This is a genomic window from Bifidobacterium criceti (assembly GCF_002286935.1).
Lineage (GTDB): Bacteria > Actinomycetota > Actinomycetes > Actinomycetales > Bifidobacteriaceae > Bifidobacterium > Bifidobacterium criceti.
In genome coordinates this window covers 81,318-101,652 of the sequence record NZ_MVOH01000008.1, presented here as the reverse complement: position 1 = coordinate 101,652, position 20,335 = coordinate 81,318, and the positions used below count along the sequence as shown (strand labels likewise).

15 protein-coding genes are annotated in these 20,335 nt (G+C 62.6%); 4 read left to right on the top strand and 11 right to left on the bottom strand.

Annotation, left to right across the window (positions count from 1 at the left end; translation table 11 throughout):
- Positions 1-51: 51 nt before the first annotated feature.
- Positions 52-639 (top strand): hypothetical protein, encoded by a 588-nt coding sequence (locus tag B1526_RS09280; protein ID WP_235607035.1) that lies wholly within the window; start codon positions 52-54, stop codon positions 637-639.
- Positions 624-1,832, top strand: a complete 1,209-nt coding sequence (locus tag B1526_RS04615; RefSeq protein ID WP_235607034.1) for a sialate O-acetylesterase — start codon at positions 624-626, stop codon at positions 1,830-1,832. The genes B1526_RS09280 and B1526_RS04615 overlap by 16 nt, the downstream gene beginning before the upstream one ends.
- A gap of 190 nt (positions 1,833-2,022) precedes the next feature.
- Here B1526_RS04615 and B1526_RS04610 read toward each other — a convergent pair whose 3' ends face one another.
- Positions 2,023-3,279 (bottom strand): MFS transporter, encoded by a 1,257-nt coding sequence (locus B1526_RS04610; protein WP_095614909.1) that lies wholly within the window; start codon positions 3,277-3,279, stop codon positions 2,023-2,025.
- 702 nt (positions 3,280-3,981) lie between these two features.
- On the opposite strand from B1526_RS04610, the gene B1526_RS09120 reads away from it, so the two are divergent.
- The gene (locus tag B1526_RS09120) at positions 3,982-4,131 is read left to right on the top strand and encodes a hypothetical protein (protein WP_157908697.1); all 150 of its coding nucleotides are present in this window, start codon (positions 3,982-3,984) and stop codon (positions 4,129-4,131) included.
- A gap of 138 nt (positions 4,132-4,269) precedes the next feature.
- Here B1526_RS09120 and ilvC read toward each other — a convergent pair whose 3' ends face one another.
- From ilvC to gtfA, 6 genes are all read right to left on the bottom strand, one after another.
- On the bottom strand, positions 4,270-5,331 hold the full coding sequence (gene ilvC, locus B1526_RS04605; protein WP_095614908.1) for a ketol-acid reductoisomerase: 1,062 nt from the start codon (positions 5,329-5,331) through the stop codon (positions 4,270-4,272).
- A gap of 658 nt (positions 5,332-5,989) precedes the next feature.
- A complete protein-coding gene (locus tag B1526_RS04600) occupies positions 5,990-7,558 on the bottom strand; it encodes an MFS transporter (protein WP_095614907.1) in 1,569 nt (522 codons plus the stop codon).
- A gap of 115 nt (positions 7,559-7,673) precedes the next feature.
- Complete coding sequence (locus tag B1526_RS04595) at positions 7,674-9,794, bottom strand: DUF262 domain-containing protein (RefSeq protein ID WP_235607033.1); 2,121 nt, start codon at positions 9,792-9,794, stop codon at positions 7,674-7,676.
- Positions 9,791-11,428 (bottom strand): DUF262 domain-containing protein, encoded by a 1,638-nt coding sequence (locus B1526_RS04590; protein ID WP_095614942.1) that lies wholly within the window; start codon positions 11,426-11,428, stop codon positions 9,791-9,793. The genes B1526_RS04595 and B1526_RS04590 overlap by 4 nt, the downstream gene beginning before the upstream one ends.
- An 82-nt stretch (positions 11,429-11,510) precedes the next feature.
- Positions 11,511-11,840 (bottom strand): hypothetical protein, encoded by a 330-nt coding sequence (locus tag B1526_RS09425; RefSeq protein WP_133088458.1) that lies wholly within the window; start codon positions 11,838-11,840, stop codon positions 11,511-11,513.
- A gap of 221 nt (positions 11,841-12,061) precedes the next feature.
- Positions 12,062-13,579: a sucrose phosphorylase gene (gene gtfA / locus B1526_RS04580; RefSeq protein WP_095614905.1), complete on the bottom strand. Its 1,518-nt coding sequence runs from the start codon at positions 13,577-13,579 to the stop codon at positions 12,062-12,064.
- Between the two features lie 912 nt (positions 13,580-14,491).
- On the opposite strand from gtfA, the gene B1526_RS04575 reads away from it, so the two are divergent.
- Positions 14,492-15,592, top strand: a complete 1,101-nt coding sequence (locus B1526_RS04575) for a LacI family DNA-binding transcriptional regulator (protein ID WP_095614904.1) — start codon at positions 14,492-14,494, stop codon at positions 15,590-15,592.
- A 346-nt stretch (positions 15,593-15,938) separates the two neighbouring features.
- Here B1526_RS04575 and B1526_RS04570 read toward each other — a convergent pair whose 3' ends face one another.
- The 4 genes from B1526_RS04570 to B1526_RS04555 form a co-directional block, all read right to left on the bottom strand.
- A complete protein-coding gene (locus B1526_RS04570) occupies positions 15,939-17,168 on the bottom strand; it encodes an ABC transporter substrate-binding protein (protein ID WP_327078349.1) in 1,230 nt (409 codons plus the stop codon).
- 268 nt (positions 17,169-17,436) lie between these two features.
- On the bottom strand, positions 17,437-18,213 hold the full coding sequence (locus tag B1526_RS04565; protein ID WP_095614940.1) for an ABC transporter ATP-binding protein: 777 nt from the start codon (positions 18,211-18,213) through the stop codon (positions 17,437-17,439).
- Between the two features lie 125 nt (positions 18,214-18,338).
- Positions 18,339-19,358, bottom strand: a complete 1,020-nt coding sequence (locus tag B1526_RS04560; RefSeq protein WP_095614903.1) for an ABC transporter ATP-binding protein — start codon at positions 19,356-19,358, stop codon at positions 18,339-18,341.
- Positions 19,351-20,334 (bottom strand): branched-chain amino acid ABC transporter permease, encoded by a 984-nt coding sequence (locus B1526_RS04555; RefSeq protein WP_095614902.1) that lies wholly within the window; start codon positions 20,332-20,334, stop codon positions 19,351-19,353. The genes B1526_RS04560 and B1526_RS04555 overlap by 8 nt, the downstream gene beginning before the upstream one ends.
- Position 20,335 lies beyond the last annotated feature (1 nt).

The following is a 20,335-nucleotide window of genomic DNA, read 5'->3' as shown; positions in this document are numbered from 1 at the left end:
GCCGGAACGCGCATAGACACTGAACACGGAATGGGACGGAGGGACAACAGCATGGTCACAGTGACGGGAATCGCACCGGGGGCGAGCGGGGTCGCGGATGGAGGGGCACATACCGACGCGGCGGACCGCACGCGCAACGGCTCGCTGCGCGTGGCCGCAGTGTTCAGCGACCATATGGTGCTGCAGCGCGAGACACCGATCGCCGTGTTCGGCACGGCACCGGCCGGTGAGCGTGTGGTGGCATCCCTGACCGATGCGCAAGGCGTGACCGTCGCACAGACGATGGCTGTAGCGCAGACGGTGGCCGCAGTACAGACGCCCAATGGTGCAGATACGCCCGCACCCGAGGCCTCATGGCTTGCCATCCTACCCTTCCTGCCAGCGGGTGGCCCGTATACCATGCGTGTTTCACATGAAACAGACCGTGTGGACTTCACCGATGTGATGATCGGCGAGGTATGGCTCGCCGGGGGCCAAAGCAACATGGAGCTCGAACTGCACACGAGCGAACACGGCGCCGAGGCGATTGCCGCGGCCACCGACCCACTGCTGCGTTTCTACAACACGCCCAAGGCGGGCCGCGTCGACGAGCCGCGGAGTCCGCTTCCGGGTGGAATCCCGCGGTGGCCCCGCAAGTAGCCGGCATGTCGGCGGTCGCCTACCATTTCGGCACCCGTCTGCGCGCGCAACTCGGCGCGGATGTGGCCGTCGGCATCATCGACTGCTACATCGGTGGCACGTCGATCACCAGTTGGATGAGCCGCGCCACGCTCGTCGGCTCCGACGCCGGCCGCCCCTACGTGGAGCGGTACGAAGCTGCGATCGCAGGCAAAACCGAAGAGCAGATGCGCGCGGAGGCCGACCGATGGCAGACGGTGTTCGACCAGTGGAACAACGATGTCGCGGCGATGAAAGAGGCCCACCCCGGCATCACCCAGCCGCAGATCGACGCGGAAATCGGCCCCTGCCCGTGGCCGCCGCCGGTCACGCCGTTCTCCGAACGCCGTGTGAGCGCGCCATACGAGGCGATGGTGCGCCGTGTGGCGCCGTACACATTGCGCGGATTCCTCTGGTACCAAGGCGAGGAGGACGAGGCGCAGTGCGAGTCGTACCGCGAGTTACTCGGCCTGCTCATCGAGGAATGGCGCACCTTGTGGAATCTCGCCGGGTATGAGGAGCCGGAGGTCGGGTACCAGACCGATGCCGCGGCGCGCGCGCTGCCGTTCATCGTGGTGCAGCTGCCGCAGTGGATTGACGGCCAAATGGCCGCGCGCGGCGAGGATCCGCTGCACTGGCCCGTCATCCGCGCGGCGCAGCTCGACGCGAGCGAGACGCTCGACGACGTGCTGCTCGTGTGCACGATGGACTGCGGCGAGTTCGACAACATCCACCCGCTCGACAAGACGACCGTCGGCACGCGCATCGCGGACATGGCGCTGCGCGGAGTGTACGGGCGCGCGGACATTGAGGCGGAAAGCCCGCACGTGGCGAGCGTGGCGCCGGCGGAGGGCGGCGCGCTCGACGTGACCTTTGCCAACGCGCGCGGACTGCACTGGTGCGGCACGACGCCGGATACACTGCGTGCGGCGCTCGGCGAGACCGGAGCACGCGACGCCGGCGAGTCAGGGTTCGAGGTCGCCGGCGCGGACGGCGTGTATGCGGCGGCGGCCGCGCGGATCCTGCCGGATACCAGCAGCGGCGATTGTATGACGGTGCGCGTGGCCGCGGCCCGAATCCCCTCCCCTGCCACCGTGCGGTATGCGTGGAGGAGCTGGGGCCCCGCGCCGCTGTTCAACGGCACCGACCTGCCGGCGCTGCCGTATGCGGGGTAGTGCACGGCGCGGTGGCCGTGGTGCCCGTGGTGGTCGCGCCACGCCAACCCCTCTTCGTTACGGGTAGTGGCTCTTGCCGCTACGGGTAGTGCAAAACGGGTCATATCATATTGTTTTCCGATACATACGCACTACCCGTAGCGGAAGAAACACTACCCATAGCGGAAAACGAAAAGGTGCGCCAAGACGGCTATCTCACTTCGCGCGCCCACCGTTTATCCACCCGCAGCAGCCACACACCGAACGGGATTGTCAGCACACCACCCACGATGAAGATCGCGCGCACATCCACCACATCGGCGAGAGGACCGAACACAAGCATGCCGAGCGGCGTGCCGAATCCGGAGAACGTGGTGAGCAGCCCAAAGACGCGCCCCTGCATGTCGGATTCGGTCTCCTGCTGCAGCAACGTGTATGTGGGCGATGTGCCGATCGCCGTGCTCACGCCGATGAGGAAATCGACGAGGAGATAGACGAGCAGTGTCGGAGCCAACCCGAGCGCGACCGTGCCTATGCCCATGCCGAAGAACGCGGCGGCGAGCAGCGCCATGTTGTCATGGAACAGTTTCGCCCCGACCGTCGCCAGCAGCGCGCCTCCGACCACCATGCCCACGCTCCACGCCATCTCGTTCGCGGCGAGCTTGTCGGAGGCGGTTTCGAGCACGGTGAATCCCAAATCGAGGCCCCCTTGGAAACCGCGGTTCATGAGCAGCAGCGTGAGGTTCATCGGCGCGATGTTGACGAAGCACACGAGTGCGTACGAGACGAGCACACTGCGGATCCGCGGGTAGCGCCACGCGTAGCGCAGCCCTGCACGCATCTCGGCGAAGGCCGATGGCGCTTCGTCCGGCCGCGTACGCCCCGCGCCACGCACACGGATCAGCGCGACGAACGCGATGCCGACGACCGCGGTCGTCACGTCGACGTACAGGATCGTCCACAGCGGCATGACGTTGATGAGCACGGCCGCGATCGCGGGCGCGGCGATCATGTTGACCGACTGGATCGTGCCGTTGATCGAGTTGACACGCAGCAGCTTCTCCTCGGGCGTGATGTCGGGGATGAACGATTGCACGGCGGGCGCCTGCACGCCCCCGCCGGCCGAGCGGATCATGAGGATGACGAAGAACAGCGCAAGCGCCTCGCCGCCGTTGGCGATGGACAGCGCCAACGCGATGGTCGCCAGGGCGATGATCGCGTCGGGCAGCATGATGAGCGCCTTGCGGTTCCAACGGTCGGCCCACACGCCGCCGAACAGCGAGACGATCGCCTGCGGCAGGGCGGCGCACAGTGTCGTCACGGTCATGACGGCGCCGGAATCGGTGCGCATGACGAGATGCCAGACGATTGCGTACTGCACGACGCTCGACCCGATGAGCGAAAGCGTCTGCCCGGCGAGCAACAACGCGACCCGGGTGCGCCATGATTGCACATGTGTTGTGGTCATGATGGTTCACTTCCTCGATGAAGCGGCGGTCTGCGCGCATGCGAGGCAAGGCCCGTGATCGCGAGCGTTTCCTGAACATCGATTGGTGGCATGCTGCGGCAGACGTCAGCCGACCGGCTGCGCCGCATATGGTTCATTTGGTTGGATGCATCCGGATCACCGGATCATGGAAGGCAGAGGATGCGCATCAACGCGCGCAGGGAATGGCCGCTGCAACCTTCGCCATCATGGATCTTCCACACATAGAACACCAATGTAGCAGATGTCATGGCACGTGCCAAAACAGTGCGCTGTTATACTTTTTCATACTTGTTATAGTTGTTATACTTGTTATAGCTTTTCCGTGGCATCGCAGATTCCAAGAAACCGTCATACTGCTGGAGCCCAAGCAGAATGCTCACGTTGTTTCCTATATGCCCATATGCCGCCTTCCGTCGCACTTGAAGCTTCACTGCCCGTGTTTGGTATGGAAAGAGTGAAGGCCGGCTCTTTCGAACCGGCCTATCGCTTAACAATGGGGTGTGCCATCTCCGTTCTTGGAACGGTCGCTCAGATGTCCACCGTGGTTCCATGATACCAGTTAGGATGTATGTGCCACAAGGACGGTTTCGCTCACCGTCTGTGTGGCCGCTCTGGCATTCGTCGGGGTGACGCTGTGCGTTGCCCTTGATGGCAGCGCATCATAACAATGGAGTGTGTCATATGAACACCCAAAACCCCAAGCCGGATGATTCCGGCGTGATGTTGATGGCAGTGTTGTCGATGCTTGTTTCAAGACTCGATGCACCATACGCCCTCATTGGCTGCATGCTGGTGATGGCGGCCATCGTCTATCGTTGGAAGAAGCGGTAGCGGGTGGGGCTCTCCTGTCTTATTTGGGGAGCCCTCTATCATTCATTCGCACACCTCGACACCCAAAGATGCCGAGATACGCGAACGGGGGCCGCACAACATGTCGTTGTGCGGCCCCCGTTCGCAAATCAGATCAGATCACTCGGCGTCCTGAACCTGGGCGCGGGCGATCTTGCCGGTGAAGGAATTGGCCTCGTCGGCGTCCTTCGCGGCTTCGTTGTTCCACGAGAACATCGCGCGGAGCTTCGGGCCGACCTCTTCGATGCGGACGTTCGAGTACTCCTCCTGGAGCTGCTTGAACTTCGGGGCGCCAGCGGCCTGGTCATCCATGAACTCCTGGGCGAACGAGCCGTCCTGGATGCGCTTGAGGTGGTACTCCATGCGCTCGCGGGCGTGCTCGTCGATGACGGTGTTGACGTAATCGCCGTACTGGGCGGTGTCGGAGCAGGACCAACGATCCTTGTTGAGGCCGCCTTCGTTCATCAGGTCGACGATCATCTTGAGCTCGTGGCAGACCTCGAAGTAGGCGATCTCCGGCTGGTAGCCGGCGTCGGTGAGGACCTCGAAGCCCATTTCGACGAGCTTGTTGACGCCGCCGAGGAGCACGTTCTGCTCACCGAAGAGATCGGTCTCGGTCTCTTCCTTGAACGTCGTCTTGATCGCGCCGGCGCGCAGCGCGCCGATCGCCTTCGCGTACGCAAGGGCGAGATCCCAGCCGTCGCCACGCGGATCCTGCTCGACGGCGGTCACGACCGGGACGCCACGGCCTGCGGCGTACTCGCGGCGAACGATGTGGCCCGGGCCCTTCGGGGCGACCATGAAGACCGGGTGGTCCTCGGACGGCTTGATGTAGCCGTAGTGGATGTTGAAGCCGTGCGCGAAGGCGAGCGCGGCGCCTTCCTTGATGTTCGGCTCGATGTCGTTCTCCCAGATGCCCTTCTGATACTGGTCGGGAGCGAGGATCATGATGACATCGGCTTCGGCAGCGGCTTCCGGAACGCTCTTGACCTCAAGGCCCTGGTCCTTCGCGAACTGGACGGACTTCGAGTTCGGACGCAGGCCGACGACGACGTCGACGCCGGAGTCACGCAAGTTGAGCGCGTGCGCGTGGCCCTGCGAGCCGTAGCCGATGATCGCGACCTTCTTGCCGTCGAGGACCGAGAGATCGCCGTCGTCTTCGTACCAGATCTGTGCTGCCATATTGGCACACTCCTTATGTGTTCTGCAGCGCGGGTTCGTAATCTGCCCCGCGGTGCTGGTGTTGTTCTTTGTCGGTTACATGAACCGCGCGCCCCATGGTTTGGGCCGGTGATCCGTGTATGCAAGTTTCCCGCTGTGTCGGAGATTTTGTCTCCGAAACTGAGTCCTCATATTACCGAAATCTCCACGCGCGACTGCATCGAGTCCATCTTTTGGATACCGTCGGCACATTGTTTTCGAATATACGGGGTTTCTTTGGAAAAATGGTGCATATCCAGCAACGTTTGTCTGAAATCAGTAAGATTTTTGTTCCATATCGTGGACATCTCTTCTGTGGACATCCATTCGTCGGCTGGGTGGCTTCCTCTTCTCTGTATCCATCGCGGTGACCGTGTACGTATTTCCGCGCGCATCAACGCATGTCATCGACATCCTTCGTCCCATGGCACGTGAGGATCGCGACGAGGAGCGACGACAGCGGGAACGGCACACGCCATCTCTGCTGTCGTCTTGTCATATCGATATCGTCCTTCGATGCCGTAATCCACATACATCACGACATGCGCGCGGAGGCGCCACCCAAGGTCCGGATACGCGCAAGCGGCGCACGCCCCGTCCGCCGATGCGAAAGGTGGACATGCGCCGCTTGCGCGTGATATCAACGTTGTCCGGCGTATGCGACGACCGCCGCACCGGCTGCGCCGGCGCACGCGAACATGATCGCCGCCCACAGGAAGACGCTCGAGAACGTGGCCGCGTACGCGAACACGAATCCGCCTACAGCGACACCGACAAGACGGCCTAGTGTCGCGCTCGTGTTGAACACGGCGAGATACCCGGCTGCGCGGTCCACGATCGGGATCGAGGACACGGCGAGCACCTGCAACGCATCATCGACCATATGGACCGCGAATCCGCCGACGCCCGCGAATATGTACAGCCCGACGGTCGTATAGCTGACGAGCGGCACGATGACGGCGACGATCGCGAGCGCGACGCCGATGACCAGTACGAGACGGTCGTTGTCGATGGACGCGCGCAGCAGATTCGTGACGCCTTCGCCGAGGAGCGCCATCGCACACGCGAGAAGCCCCATGAGCGCGACCATGAGCATCGTCGCGCGCATGTCGAGGGCGGCGTCGGCACCGCGGCGGTAGCGTACGACGAACCAGACGAACGCGATCGCGAGCATGGCGCCCGCGGATGCGAACAGCCGCGTCAGGCACAGCATGCGCCACGCCGCCGAAGGGTGCTCGACACGTAGCGTCACGAGGAGGTCGGCGTTCGTCATCGGTTTCGCGCGCGAATAGACGGTCGACGATTCGCGTGGGATGACGAGCAGGCCGACGAGGCCCGCGACGAGCAGTCCGACGGCGCACAGGTCCATGCCAGCGGCGGGGTCGCCCACGATGAGCACGCCGAACCATATGCCGAGCACGAGGCCCGCGAGGAGCCCGATTGTGCGCCATGTGCCGACGGTGTCGCGGAACTTGTCGGGGACGCGTTCGCCGAGCGACGCGTGCAACGTGCACATCATCGCGGCGAGCCCAATCTGCAGCAACGCCCAGACGATACCGACGGCGACGGGTGTGTGGCATGCGCCAAGCGAGAACGCGAAGATGACGGCGACGACCGTGCCTCCCGCGAACCATGGCGCGCGTCTTCCGAACGGCGTGCGCGTATGGTCGGACAGCGGCAGGAAGAAGATCGTCGCGATGAACGCGCACAGGATGCCGACGCCGAGGACCCAGGCGAGCGCGACCGCGCCGCCGACCGGACCTCCCAACGTGTCGAGTTCCTGCGGGACAAGCGTGATGTTGAGCGCGGCGAGCGCGAACGCGAGGAAGAACGCCGTGCATGCGAAACCGATCTTCATCCGCAGAATCTCGGTTTTCGTGGGGCGGTTGCCGTCCGCGTCGACCATCGGGTCGCGCATGTCGAGGAACGCGGATCCGAGGTCAGGCACGGGTTCGTCGGCGCCACCGACGGGGGCGTTGATGCCCATCGCGGCGGCCTGCACCTCCGGCTGGTCGGTCGCGGCTGGCGGTGTCTTCGGCTTCTGGCGTACGGCGAGGCGTGCGACCGCGGCTTTGTCCTCGTCGGTGAGGGCTTTGTCGAGGTCGGGGCGGTCGTCGATGCCGGGACGGACGTAATCGGAGTTCGGGAACGGACGCGGCGCGGGACGCTCAGGGCCGTCCGCGCCTTCTTGTGGTGACTGATCGTTCATATACACCACGATAACGGCAGCCGCGCGGCGGCCGCCACGTTACCGCCGTACGCGCAGACGAATTCGCGCATCGGGAGCGCACACACGACGGCAATGACAGCGATGTCACCGATACTCACAGGTCATGGGATGCGCTGCTCAGCGCATCCAGCAACCGGACCCACAGCTTGGTCTGTTCTTCTATCTGCGACTCGCCCCATGCCTGCTCCTTCAGCGCCTGTCCGACCATGCACTGGAATTTCAGGCTTTGCTGGCCCACATTGAAATGCCTGATCTTCTCCATCGCGCCGAGGTTGTTGCGTCGGGAGTTCTCCCGAACCGTCAGCAGACATAGGTTGCCGAAGTCGTCCACATTGGCCGGCGCGGAGCCACCGCCCAAAGGATGCTGCGGAGAGAAATGCTCCACGGAATTACGGTAGCGGAAGCGGAACTGTCCGTAATCAAGGGCTTGCGTACTTTCGTCGGACTGTACTGTCCGTGTGGTGTATTCCCGCCACCGGGTATGCACGTCCGACGCTATCATCGGCGGTTCATCGGCCCCGAAGATGCTGGCCACGTCCAGACCTTCTTCCTTTGGCGAATCATCAGCATACGTGAGCAGCGCCCACAGCGCATAGTCCAGATAGTTGAAGATGAGGTGCTCAGTGCCGGTGCCTCGGTTGACGGCTTCACGAATACACGACTGGCGCTCTTCCGGCGGCGCGTCTTTCAAACTCTTCAGCCCCAGCGCCCCCTCAAGTCGCTCATGCGCATACTCCCGAATGTGTTGCAGGAACGCGCATCCATCGACCGTTTCCTGTCCCCACAACCACTCCAGCATTCTGCACAGTGCGCTCTTGTAGTTGTTGCCCGTTTCGGTCACCTGAAACATGGACTGGATCATGATCAGTTCCTGCCGATACGCCTCCGAGAACGTGTTGCCGGGGCGGTAGGACTGCTTGTCCCGGTGGTATCTGGGCAACATCCATTCAGTGGCATCGGATGGAGCCGCCGAATCGATATGCGTTTTGATGATGTAGTTGTCGAACAGGAAACGGCATCGCAACAGTGTCGCGGCGAATCGTTTCGCATGGCCCTCCGCGGATGCGCCCTCGACTGAGGCAGCTGAGCTCTCTGAAACTTCATCAGATATTTTGACCACCTTGTCGTCAAATACGCTGAGCAATGCCGTATCGTCAAGAGGGACATGCTCATCACCACCGTAGATGCGCAGCACATGCATGAGGAACGCCGAGAAACTGATGATGGAATGATACCGTTCGGCTTCGTCGTTCGACGGTACGCTCGACGGTGTCTGCCGCTCAGCTTGCAGTGGCTCTTTGCTGAGAGCATCGTTGAGCACCTCGTCAAATGGTCTGACGCTGCCATCGCCGCTGTCGTCGTCGTCCGAGGCTGTCGCTCGGACGAGTCGGCTCCATTCGAGGGACGGAAGGGACGACCAATCCTCGCCGAACCAGCGCGTCCGTTCATCGGGAGTCGCGAGGCATTGCATGTAGTGATCCATATCCGAGCAGACATCCCAGATACGGCCGATGGTCTCGCGAGCCGCCGGGGAGGATACGGAGCTCATAAGACGCGCTTTGACGATGTCCTGCGGCCTAAGCTGCACGCCGCGCGTGTTCATGATTTCGAAATAGCGGTTGAGATTGGTTCCCGAAGGCAATTCGTCACGCACGATGCTCACATTGGTGCGCAGTTTTTCGAGATCTATCCGATGCTTCGGCTCTTCCAGGTATTGACGGATGACCTGATATCCCCCGATCAATGGGCGACGCATCATCTCTATCTCTTCCTGATCAGAGGGGCCATCCTGTGCGCCAATGTCCTTCGGCTGATCGGGCTTGCCGCCCGCATGCAGTTGTTCCAGCAACGCCCCATATGATTCGGCACGGCATTCGTATTCCAATCGCATGCTCCATGCAGCCAACGCGTCGGCGGCTTTATCGTCATCGCCATGGCAGAGCACTGCCAGAAGCAGATACAGCGTGGTCAGACGCTGCTGGCCATCGATGACCTCGTACACGGTCTCGTTCTGCTCACGGCCGCGCCCCGCGACGACCAATGAACCCAGATAGTATTGCGTATCACCGTCGATGGCGCGCCTGATGTCGTCGAGCAGTGTCTTGATCTCATCATTGCCCCACGCATATGCGCGCTGATAAATCGGAACCCGGTACACGCACCCCTCGCCGAAGAGTTCAGCGATGTTCAGCACCGTCGAATTATCCGTCATCATTGCCCCTTCCCCTGGTTCAGGACATTGTCTATGCGCTTCACCCATTCTTCTTTCGTCACCCATTCCTCGGGCATGTGACTGTCCCCTTTTTCTGCCTGCAAGCCATAGCGCCATCCTCCTTTTTTCTCATGGACGATGAGACCGTCCTCATACAATGCGCTGAACACATCGTGTCCCTCAATGCCGGATTGCTGCTTTTCCCTACGAATTTTCTCCAGCAACCCACGTTGCCGCAGAGTATCGATCAGCAGGGAAAGCACATCCTCAGACGACGAGACTCCATCATCATTGATCGCGCTGCCGGCATTGCGCATCATATAGCGATTCCACAGTTCCCGATCTTTCGAATCCTCAATAGGCTGCCGAGCAATGCGCGCCATATGGGACAGCACATCCCGACCACGGTAGGCGTAACGGATCACCTCGAATACGCGGGCATTCCATCCCCATCGATCCGCACCCAGCACATAGTTGTTGACGGTGGCAAACGACAACGAGCGAACACTGAGTCTCATATATGCGGCATAGAGGAACGCCATTCTGGCGACGTCGGCGACATCATCATCGCCGAATCTATCCCGGTAATACAGCAGGATGGTGCGGAAAAGCTCGATCATATAGTGGTATCGCCACGTATGCGCAAAAGTCGCGATATCGGCGCATATCTCCTTCCACGGCGTCTCATCATGCATGGTCTGCTGCCGGAGTAGCGATCGATAATGCTCCGCGTAGCGGAAGAACGCTTCGCCGTTGATCATCGGCTGATCGATCTGGAACGCATACGACGTCTCCGACCCGCCATTGGCGCGGTCTGTGTTCGCATACCAGGCGGCGACGAAATTGTACTGCCACGGTGCGCATTGACGTTCATTGCCACGGCCCGGCAGATCGATGCCTTTGAACATGGCGATGGAATCCGAGTCCAGACCGCCGGGCTTCGCTTTCTCCCTTCGATTCCAACACGCGATGCGATAGAGATATGTGCCGAAGAGCGGCTGGATCTCATCCTGATGCAGCTCCCACCGCCGCACCAGTTGTTGCTTGAGGCTTTCGGCCACGCCGTCGGCATCCATGCAGCGAAGATGGAATGCCTTGAGCAGATCGGTGGGATCGAGTTCCTTGCCGCGCGCATTCTGCGAATCGAACATCTGGAACGCTTCGGGCAGATGGCCTTGCGCGACCTCGATCTTCAGCACCTCGCAGCCATCGAGCAGCCGACCAGCGAATCGCGAGCGCCGCTTGCCCTCCCACGAATCCAGCAATTGCCGTATCGCACGATCGTTCTCATACAGGTGCCGGCGAGACTGCTCGTCATCGCGTATATTCAGCCGCATATCACCATCACACGCCTCCAGCGCGGCCAATATCAGATGCAATGTGATCACCCGCTGCTGCCCGTCGACGATGTCGAGCGACGTCCCGTCTTCGTTCCGATAGACGATGACAGTGCCGATGCGATACCGTGATTCATCCGCCGCGGGATCGAACTGCGCCGAGTGCCCAATATCCTCGATCAACTGGAGCACGTTGGACGTCCGCCAGACGTAGGGACGCTGATAGGAAGGCACCCGCAACGGGCAGTGCAGCAGTTCGCGGATGCTGCAGACCCCTACATCGATCGCATCGTTGCTCATCCTGTCTCCCTATGCCATGCGATATATGGGACGCCATGCCACATATCGACCCTTCATGTACTCATGTCCATCATATGCGACGTCATCCGCATGCACGGCGGCCGCAGCCATGCGACAACAGTGGAATCCCACGAGCACCATACGTGGAAAGGCCGGCGACGCGAACGTCGCCGGCCTTGGCAATGTGATGATGAAAGGAACGTGTCGCTTGACGTTGCGGATGCGCATGATGAGCGCGGCCGCGACGAGCACGATGACGATCGCGACGACGAACACCCGCGCATACGCGGACCGTGTCGACGGCCGCGAGCACGGCCATGCCGGAACCGGCGGCCTGGGAATCGGTCGCGAGTTTCGTGCCCTGCACCTGCTCGTCGTCGGCGCTGCCTTCGGCGGCGCGTTTCTTCGGCATCAGCGCGGTCAGTCGCGCGATGTTCTCCTTGTCCTCCTGACTGAGGGCCTTGTCGAAGTCCGGTCGATCATCGATGCCCGGGCGGATGTAGCCGCTGGGGCCCGGCTTGCCGCCGGCGCCTTGTTCGTCAACCTTGATCCGCTCTTTTCTGATGCTCTCGTTCGTCCGCTCCGTGTCGCCATCGCGACACGGTCGACATCAGCGGAACCGTGTACGTATGCTCACTTCGTGTGCACGACGGGCGGATACGCGATGAGGTCGTCGCTGCTGTGTTCGCCTGCGGCGTCGCGCCACGTCATCGTCGCGACGGGCTGCGTATTGTCCGCGCCGACACCCTTCGACGGCGTGAACGTCAATGTCGCCGACGTCGCAGCATCGTTCCACGTGAAACTGATCGTCGATCCGTCGGCGGCGTAGCTGAAATCGCCGTCGAACGCGGACAGTTCGTTGCGGAACGTCGCGAGCGCGTTGAGCGCGCGCACGACGGGACGCTCGAGGTTCTCGTCGATTTCGGACGTCGTGTAATAGTGGCGGTTGATGTCACGCCCGACATTCGTGCGCTTGAGCAGTTCCATGTCGTTGGCGCCCGCGAGCGCGCCGACGTAGTACACCTGCGGCACACCGGGGAGGAAGAACTGCACGGCGCGCGCGGCGATGTAGTGTTGGTCGTTGCGGCCAAGCGCGGAATAGTAGGTGGAGTTCACCTGGTACAGGTCGAGGTTCGATGCGGCGGCACCGGTCGCGGCCTTCGATTCGCCATGCGTGTTCGCTGCGATCGTCTCGACCATGTTGTCGACGTCCTCGTCGGGGACGAGCCCCTTGAGCGAACGGTCGAGCTGGTCGGAACCGATGTCGATGACACCGATGCCATCGTGCGTGTCCAGGACGGTGACGGCGTTGTTCGGACGGATCTCGGTCCAATGCGCGAGCGCGTCGACGCTGCCGGTGAACAACGAATGCAGCAGAAGCGGCGGCAGCGCGAAATCGTAGACACGGTCGACTTTCGCGGCGATCTCGACCTGCTTCCTGTAATACGAATGGACTTCGATGAGGATCTCGAGGCCGCGCTTGGCCCCTTCCTCGCGCAGCCGGGAGATCAATGCGAACGTCTTCGGCGTCATGAAGCAGCTCGTGCCCGCCTCCTTCGCGCCGTAGCCGACGGCGTCGAGGCGGATGTATTTGACATGGGACTTGCCCATCTGGTCGAAGATCGACATCAGATACTCCCAGCCCTCCGCGGAATCGGTGTCGATATCCACCTGCTGCGGCGTGAACGTGACCCACACGAGGCGCGTCTTGCCGGCGAAGCTGTAGTGGGTGAACGGCAAGCCCGGGCGCGGGCGGTAGATGCCGGCGAGCTCCTCCTCGGTCGCGCCGTCCGGGAACACCGAACTCATCGTCAGGAACATCGGATAGTACTCGGACTCCTCACCGCGCTTGAGCACATCCTGGAACTGACGTGACTGCCAACTCATATGGTTGACGATCGCGTCGACCATGATGTCGTGCGTTTTCGCGAGTTCCGCGATGTCATCCCAATCACCGAGGCGCGGGTCAACCGTTGTGTGGTCGATCGGATCAAAACCGGCGTCCGCACCATCGAACGGCGTGAAGAACGGCAGGATGTGCACGCCTTCGTATACACCGTCGAATCGGGTGCGCAGGATGTCGGTGAGCGATGCGAGGTTGCCGTCGCCAAGACGGTCCGCATATGTGATGAGCTGAACTTTGTTCTTCACAGGTTCCTCCTCGTCGAGTCAGGTACGGTCGATCAATCACGCCGTTGGGATCAAACGGTCCGGTTGTCCGGGAACTGGTTCGGCAAACATGTGCACGATCCGCGTTGCGGCGACGTGCGTGATGGCGATGCCGAACATGGCGTCGGACGTCGTATCGAACACACTATCGAACCGGTTCGATAGTGATTATCGCACCACACCCGCGAATATGCAACGCGCGTTTGCACTCGGCGTGTCGAACCGGTTCGATATGAGACGACAGTGCGCGTGATAGTGGGGATGCGGTGTGTGGTGCCGTGCGCGGGGTGCGCTGCGGATGGTATGCGGAGGGCGGCGGTAGAGGTACGGAGTGCAGCGGACGGCGGGCGGTGTGCGCGACGGGCGGCGGCCACCACTGGCACTGGCAGCAAAACGGACGCACACCGCGGCAGCGCCGCAGAAAGCAGCCACTATCCCCGTACAGACGGACGCACTTGGCGGCACCACCGCCGACTACTACCGCCACCGCGCCGTCAGCAGACGTCCACCGCGGCGCCACCGCAGCAAGCAGCCACTACCGCAGCATAAACGTACTCACACTGCGGCAGCGCCGCCAACCACTGCCGTATCTGCATCCCACACGGACGCACACGGCGGCACCACCGCAGCAAGCAGCTGCCACTGTGGCACAAGCGGACGTCCCAGGCGGCAGCGCCGCACACGGCAGCCTTCGGCGCGCCGCGGTCGCCACGTACACACCACCGCATAATCGACATATGCAGACACCGCGTCTACAATGTTGCCATCCAACCGGCTCGACATGGGTACGCGGCACCCAACAACCGCGCACCCCAAGTACGCGGCACCCAACAACAGATAACAACCGCACCGCACCACACAACGCGACGCGTCAATGGCAGCGAGGAGGTACAGATGGTAGGCATGCGCGACGTTGCGAAGAAGGCGGGCGTCTCGGTGAGCAGCGTCTCGCTCGTCATCAACGGCACCGGCTACGTCTCGCGCGATATGCGCGAGAAGGTCGAACAGGCGATGCGCGAGCTCGACTACGTCCCGAACGAGCTCGCGCGCCATTTCTACCACGGCAAAACCGGCATCGTCGGCGTCATCGTACCGACGATCCGACATCCGTTCTTCGCGACGCTCACCGCGCATCTGCAGCGCGAGTTCGCCGCCCGCTCACTGCGCACGATGCTGTGTTCGACCGTCGATTCCGCGAGCGGCGAAGCGCAATACGTCGATATGCTGCGCCAACGCAGCCTCGACGCGCTCGTCGTCGCCGCGCACACGACGCACGACGTCGACTATTGGACGTCGATCGAGCGTCCGGTCGTCGCGTTCGACCGCAATCTCGGCGCGCACATCGCGCAAGTGAGCTCCGACCACGCGCGCGGCGGCGCGCTCGTCGCCGACGTGCTCACGCGTACGGGCGCGCGCGACGTCGTCATCATCGGCGGTCCGCGCGCGCAATTCACCGATCTTGACGACGCGCACACGACGTTCCCGACGGTGCGCTATGTACAGACGCTCGAGGAGCGTCTCGACGCGGCCGGCATCGCGCATGCGTACATCGAATCGGGCGAAGTGTTCGACCTCGATGGCATACGCCGCGCCGTGCACGACGCATTCGACGCGCATCCGGACATCGACGCGTTCGTCGGCGCCGACCTCGCCGCCGCGTTCGCGGTGCAGGAGGCGGCGCTGCGCGGCATCGCGGTGCCCGGACGTCTGCAGGTCGTCGCATATGATGGCACCGTCGTCGCCGATTGCGCGGGGCTTCCGCTGACCGCGGTACGTCAGGATTTCGATGCGATCGCGCGCGCGATCGCGGACAACGTCGGACAGGAGATCGATTGGTTCGCCGATGGCGGTGCGCACGGCGGCGCGCCATCGCACCATGTTTCCTCGACGAACGCGTCCGCCGCGAACGAAACGCACCCCGCACACGGGGATGCGCCGTCGCCGCGCGCGACGATCATCCCCGTCACCCTTGAGGAATGTTCGACGACGCGGTAGCGCACGCCCCCATGTCCGCAGCACGGTACGCCCACACTCGCGCCAGCGTACCACCGTGCGGCACACGCCGCAGCACGGTACGTTTACCCACTCGTCAGCGTACCGTCGCGCGACGCCTGTCGTGCAACACACGCGCCAAATACATCACCCCCCACGCACCGCACAACCTACGCACCGCACACCGCGTCCCCCGCATCCCCACATATATACGGAGGTGGGCCACCGCTGAGGATGGCCCACCTCCGAGAGTCGCCCACGTGGGCGGTGGCCCCGTCCCGCGCCGGGGCCACGTCTATTCCAGTGCCGTCAGCACGATGCCAGCGCCGTCAGCACTGTGCCGGCACCGTCACTCGCTTGGCACTTCGCCGCTCTGCATCGCCTGGAACACGTTGACGTTCTTGTCGTCGTATGCGTAGATGCCGATGTTCGCGGAGCTCGGGTCGTTGTTCTTGTTGAACGCGCCGATGCCGGTCTTCCCTGAGTATTGGATCTTCTTCTTGTCGTCGATGAGCGCCTTGCACGCCTTGAAGCTGTCGCACTGCTCGCCGCCGTCCGCGCCGGAGACCGACGCGAGGTTCTTCTGGATCGTCTCACCGCTTGCGCTGCCGCCCTGTTCCGCCGCGAGCGCGGCGAGGATCACGGCGTCGTAGGTTTCGGCCGCGTACGTCGTGTCGGAGACGTCGGTGCCGGTGCCTTTGAGTGCTTCGAGGAACGCGTCATCGACGTGCGCGCCTGGGATCGTGCCCTTCGACCCTTTGAGCAGTCCCGCGTCGTAGGTCTTCGAATAGTCGACGGTGTTGCCGTCGACGAGGTAGAGCTTGTGCGTGTCGACTCCTGCCGACGCGAGTGATTTGATGAGTGGCGTCGCTTGGTCGTACGAGATGATGAGTGTCGCGTCCGCGCCGGATTCCTTGATCGCCGACGCGATCGACGCGTAGTTCGTCTCCGCCGGATCGAACGCGTCCTTTTCGCCGTAGACGACGTCGACACCCGCGCTTTGCAGTTTTTCGAGGATGATGTCGCGCATGCCGGTGCCGTATTCGTCGTTGAAGCATGCGATCGCGAGTTTTTTGACGCCGTCGCCCGCGATGAGGTCGCCCATGACGGCGCCCTGCACGGCGTCCGGCGCGACGGTGCGGAAGAAGTACGGGTCCATGCCAGAAAGCGTCATTGATGTCGACGCCATCGAGATGACCGGGATCTTTTCGGCGACGATGCTCTTGTACACGTTCTTGACGACGCCCGACGCGGCCGGTCCGATGACGACCGACGGGTGTTTCGAGAGGACCGATTGCGCGGCCGATGTGTTCTGATCCGCATGTTCGCCGTCGGATGTGTCCGCTTCGACTTCGGTCACGTCCTTGCCGAGGACGCCGCCCGCCGCGTTGATGTCGTTCACGGCGAGCTTGATCGCGGCCACCTCCGGTGGCGCGAGGTACGCGAGTGTTCCGGTGAGGGGCAGCAGCGCGCCGACGACCATCGCGCTGTCGTCCGCTTGTGCGCTCGCGTCGGCCGCCCCTCCCGAGCCGCCGCATCCGGATAGGGCGAGCGTCGCCGCCGCGACGAACGCCGTCATTGCTGTGGCCTTGGTACGCATCGTGTGCAGTCGCATATGAATCACTTCACTTCCTCATTGGTTCGGTCGACCGTCACGATGTGCAAGGCCGCCGCCGTTCATGGTTGATGTTGGCTCATGTTTGATGAAAATCGATTATTCAATTATTCTTATTTTATATTATAAATAATTATTAGTATTCGAAGACGATGGTGTTACGGAAATATTTCACGACGACATCGATGAATTGATCGAACAGGTCAACAATATTGCCGTTCGCCCACAGACATCATTGCCCTGCCTTCTCAACCTCCTCCTCAAGGTTGCCGAGATACAGGCTGATGACCTTCGGATCGTTCATCAGGTCGCGGCCGCGCCCGGAGTACGCGTTGCGCCCTTGGTCGAGCACGTAGCCGCGGTCGCATATCTGCAGGCAGCGGCGCGCGTTCTGCTCGACGATGACGACGGAGACGCCCGCCTTGTTGACCTGGCGTACACGGATGAACGTCTCGTCCTGCATCATCGGCGACAGTCCCGCGCTCGGTTCGTCGAGGAGCAGCACCGACGGCCGCATCATAAGCGCGCGGCCCATCGCGACCATCTGCCGTTCGCCGCCGGAGAGCTGCCCGGCGAGCTGGTTGCGCCGCTCGCCGAGCTTCGGGAAGATCGAGCAGACGTAGTCGAACCGTTCATCGAATTTCTTCGGCGCCTGATATGCGCCCATGCGCATGTTCTCGGCGATCGTCAGGCTCGGGAACACGTTCTCGGTCTGCGGCACGAAGCCGACGCCGCGTGCAACGAGTTTGTCCGCGCGCAGGTTCGTGATGTCCTGTCCGCGCAACGTGAGCGCGCCCGAATGGATGCGCACGAGGCCGAAGAGCGATTTGAGGAGCGTCGATTTGCCTGCGCCGTTCGGTCCGATGATGCCGACGATCTCACCGTCGTGCAGTGCGAGCGACGCGCCGTTGAGGATGTTGACGCCGGGAAGGTAGCCTGCGACGAGGTTGTCCGCGTCGAGGAGCGGTTCGCCTTCCGGTTCGCCGACATGCGTCTCGGCGCGGCTCATCGCGCGCGGGGCGTTCTTTGTGCCGTCGAGGCCGTAGATGTCCGTTCCACCATCTGTTTCACGTGCAACTTTCTTCTTGTGGTGACGTGTGCCGACCGTATGCATTGTCGCTGCCGTTGTCGCGTTCATGCGTGTTCCTCCAATCCTTCGAGCACCGCATCGTCGCCGAGGTCGACATCCGCATGCGCGCCGAGATAGGCGTCGACGACGGCCGGGTCGTCCATGACCGTCTTCGGCTGCCCTTCCGCGACGATCCTGCCTTCCGCCATGACGGTCACCCAGTCGGCGATGTGCCGCACCATGTTGATGTCATGTTCGACGAAGAGCACCGTCGTGCCGTCCTCGCGCAGGCTGATGATGTGGTCGAGCAGCGACTGCTTGAGCGCCGGGTTGACGCCCGCCATCGGTTCGTCGAGCATGACGAGCTTCGGGTCGCACATGAGCGCACGCGCCATCTCGAGGAGCTTGCGCTGGCCGCCGGAAAGCGAGCCGGCGAAGTCGTCCTTCTTCTTGATGAGCAGGAAGCGTTCGAGGAGCGCCTCCGCCTTCTCGCGGTTCTCCCGCTCCTTCTTCCTCCACATGCCCGGGAAGAGCGAACGGAACATCCCCTCGCCCGGCTGGTCCGGCGCGCCGAGGAGCATGTTGTCGAGCACGGACAGGCGGCTCATGACCTTCGTCAGCTGGAACGTGCGCACCATGCCGCCGCGCGCGACATGCTCCGGGTTGACATGCTGCATGTCCCTGCCGTCGAACCGCCAGCTGCCGGTGTCGGGCGTGTCGAATCCGGTCATCAGATTGAAGAACGTCGTCTTGCCGGCGCCGTTCGGCCCGATGAGCGCCGTGATGCCATGCCGTTCGATCTCGAAATGCCCGACATCGACGGCCGTCATGCCGCCGAAGCGCCGCACGACGTCGTCCGCGACGAGGATCGGGTCGGGCTTGTGCACACCCGGCTTGTTCTCTACGAACGCGAGGTCGCGCGTGACCTTGTCGCCATAGGCGGTCGAGATGAGCTCCTCGCCCTCGGGCGGCTTCGTGCCCCATTTCGCAAGGTCGTAGAACGGTTCCTTGACCTGTGCGGCCGGGGATGCGGCCGCGTCCTTCCGCTGTGCCGCCTCGACGGGCGGCTTGTTGTTCTCAGCCATTGAACGCCAACTCCTTCTTGTTGCCGAGGATGCCCTGCGGTCTGAAGATCACGAGCAGCATGAGCGCGACACCGACGATGATCCAGCCGAGCGCTTCGATCTGGTTCGACGAGATGACGGTCGGCGGTATCGAGACGCGCATCGTCTCCTTGACGGCCGTGAGCAGCACCCACAGCACACACGAACCGAGGATCGGGCCCATGATCGTCGCCGCGCCGCCAAGCAGCAGGATCGTCCACGTGTAGAACGTGACGGTGCGCCCAAGCGAATCCGGGTTGAGCGAACGCGGCAGGACGAAGACGATGCCGGCGAGCGCGCCGAAGAGGCCGCCGACGACGAGCGCCTGCATCTTGCACCTCGTGACCGACTTGCCAAGCGAGCGGACCGCGTTCTCGTCCTCGCGGATGCCTTTGAGCACGCGGCCCCACGGGGAGCGGAACCAACGCCAGCACAGGAACGCGCACAATGCGACAAGCGCCCAGGCGACGATGCGCAGCCACCACGAATTCGCGATGTTGTTGTTGTACGTCCAGATGAGGAACGTCGACGTGCCATCCGGCAAAGGCGAGAGGTCCTCGAACTGCGTCGTGAAATCCTGCGGGGCGATGCCCGCAGAACCGCCCGTGATGTTCGTCATCGACGTCGACCTGCCGACGATGCGCACGATCTCCGCGGCCGCGAGCGTAACCATCGCAAGATAGTCCGGGCCGAGCTTGAGCGTCGGGATGCCGAGCAGGAGCGCGTAGACCGCCGCGAGCAGCAACGCGAACAGCACCGACGAGAACAGGTTCGCGCCATGCATCTGCGTGATCGCGAAGCCGTAGGCGCCGAGGAGCATGAAGCCCGCCTGGCCCATGTTCATCAGTCCCGTCATGCCGAAATGGATGTTGAGTCCGATCGCCGCGAGCGCATACGCCGCCGTTGTGGGAGCGAATAATTCTCCGAGGATGTTCGCAATAATTGTCATCGTGTCCATG

Excerpts from the sequence above, each read along its gene's own strand:
- B1526_RS09280 (WP_235607035.1), top strand. The coding sequence starts at position 52 with ATGGTCACAGTGACGGGAATCGCACCGGGGGCGAGCGGGGTCGCGGAT.
- B1526_RS04610 (WP_095614909.1), bottom strand. The coding sequence starts at position 3,279 with ATGACCACAACACATGTGCAATCATGGCGCACCCGGGTCGCGTTGTTG.
- B1526_RS09120 (WP_157908697.1), top strand. The coding sequence starts at position 3,982 with ATGAACACCCAAAACCCCAAGCCGGATGATTCCGGCGTGATGTTGATG.
- ilvC (WP_095614908.1), bottom strand. The coding sequence starts at position 5,331 with ATGGCAGCACAGATCTGGTACGAAGACGACGGCGATCTCTCGGTCCTC.
- B1526_RS04600 (WP_095614907.1), bottom strand. The coding sequence starts at position 7,558 with ATGAACGATCAGTCACCACAAGAAGGCGCGGACGGCCCTGAGCGTCCC.
- B1526_RS04595 (WP_235607033.1), bottom strand. The coding sequence starts at position 9,794 with ATGATGACGGATAATTCGACGGTGCTGAACATCGCTGAACTCTTCGGC.
- B1526_RS04590 (WP_095614942.1), bottom strand. The coding sequence starts at position 11,428 with ATGAGCAACGATGCGATCGATGTAGGGGTCTGCAGCATCCGCGAACTG.
- B1526_RS09425 (WP_133088458.1), bottom strand. The coding sequence starts at position 11,840 with ATGCCGAAGAAACGCGCCGCCGAAGGCAGCGCCGACGACGAGCAGGTG.
- B1526_RS04575 (WP_095614904.1), top strand. The coding sequence starts at position 14,492 with ATGGTAGGCATGCGCGACGTTGCGAAGAAGGCGGGCGTCTCGGTGAGC.
- B1526_RS04570 (WP_327078349.1), bottom strand. The coding sequence starts at position 17,168 with ATGACGGCGTTCGTCGCGGCGGCGACGCTCGCCCTATCCGGATGCGGC.
- B1526_RS04565 (WP_095614940.1), bottom strand. The coding sequence starts at position 18,213 with ATGAGCCGCGCCGAGACGCATGTCGGCGAACCGGAAGGCGAACCGCTC.
- B1526_RS04560 (WP_095614903.1), bottom strand. The coding sequence starts at position 19,358 with ATGGCTGAGAACAACAAGCCGCCCGTCGAGGCGGCACAGCGGAAGGAC.
- B1526_RS04555 (WP_095614902.1), bottom strand. The coding sequence starts at position 20,334 with ATGGACACGATGACAATTATTGCGAACATCCTCGGAGAATTATTCGCT.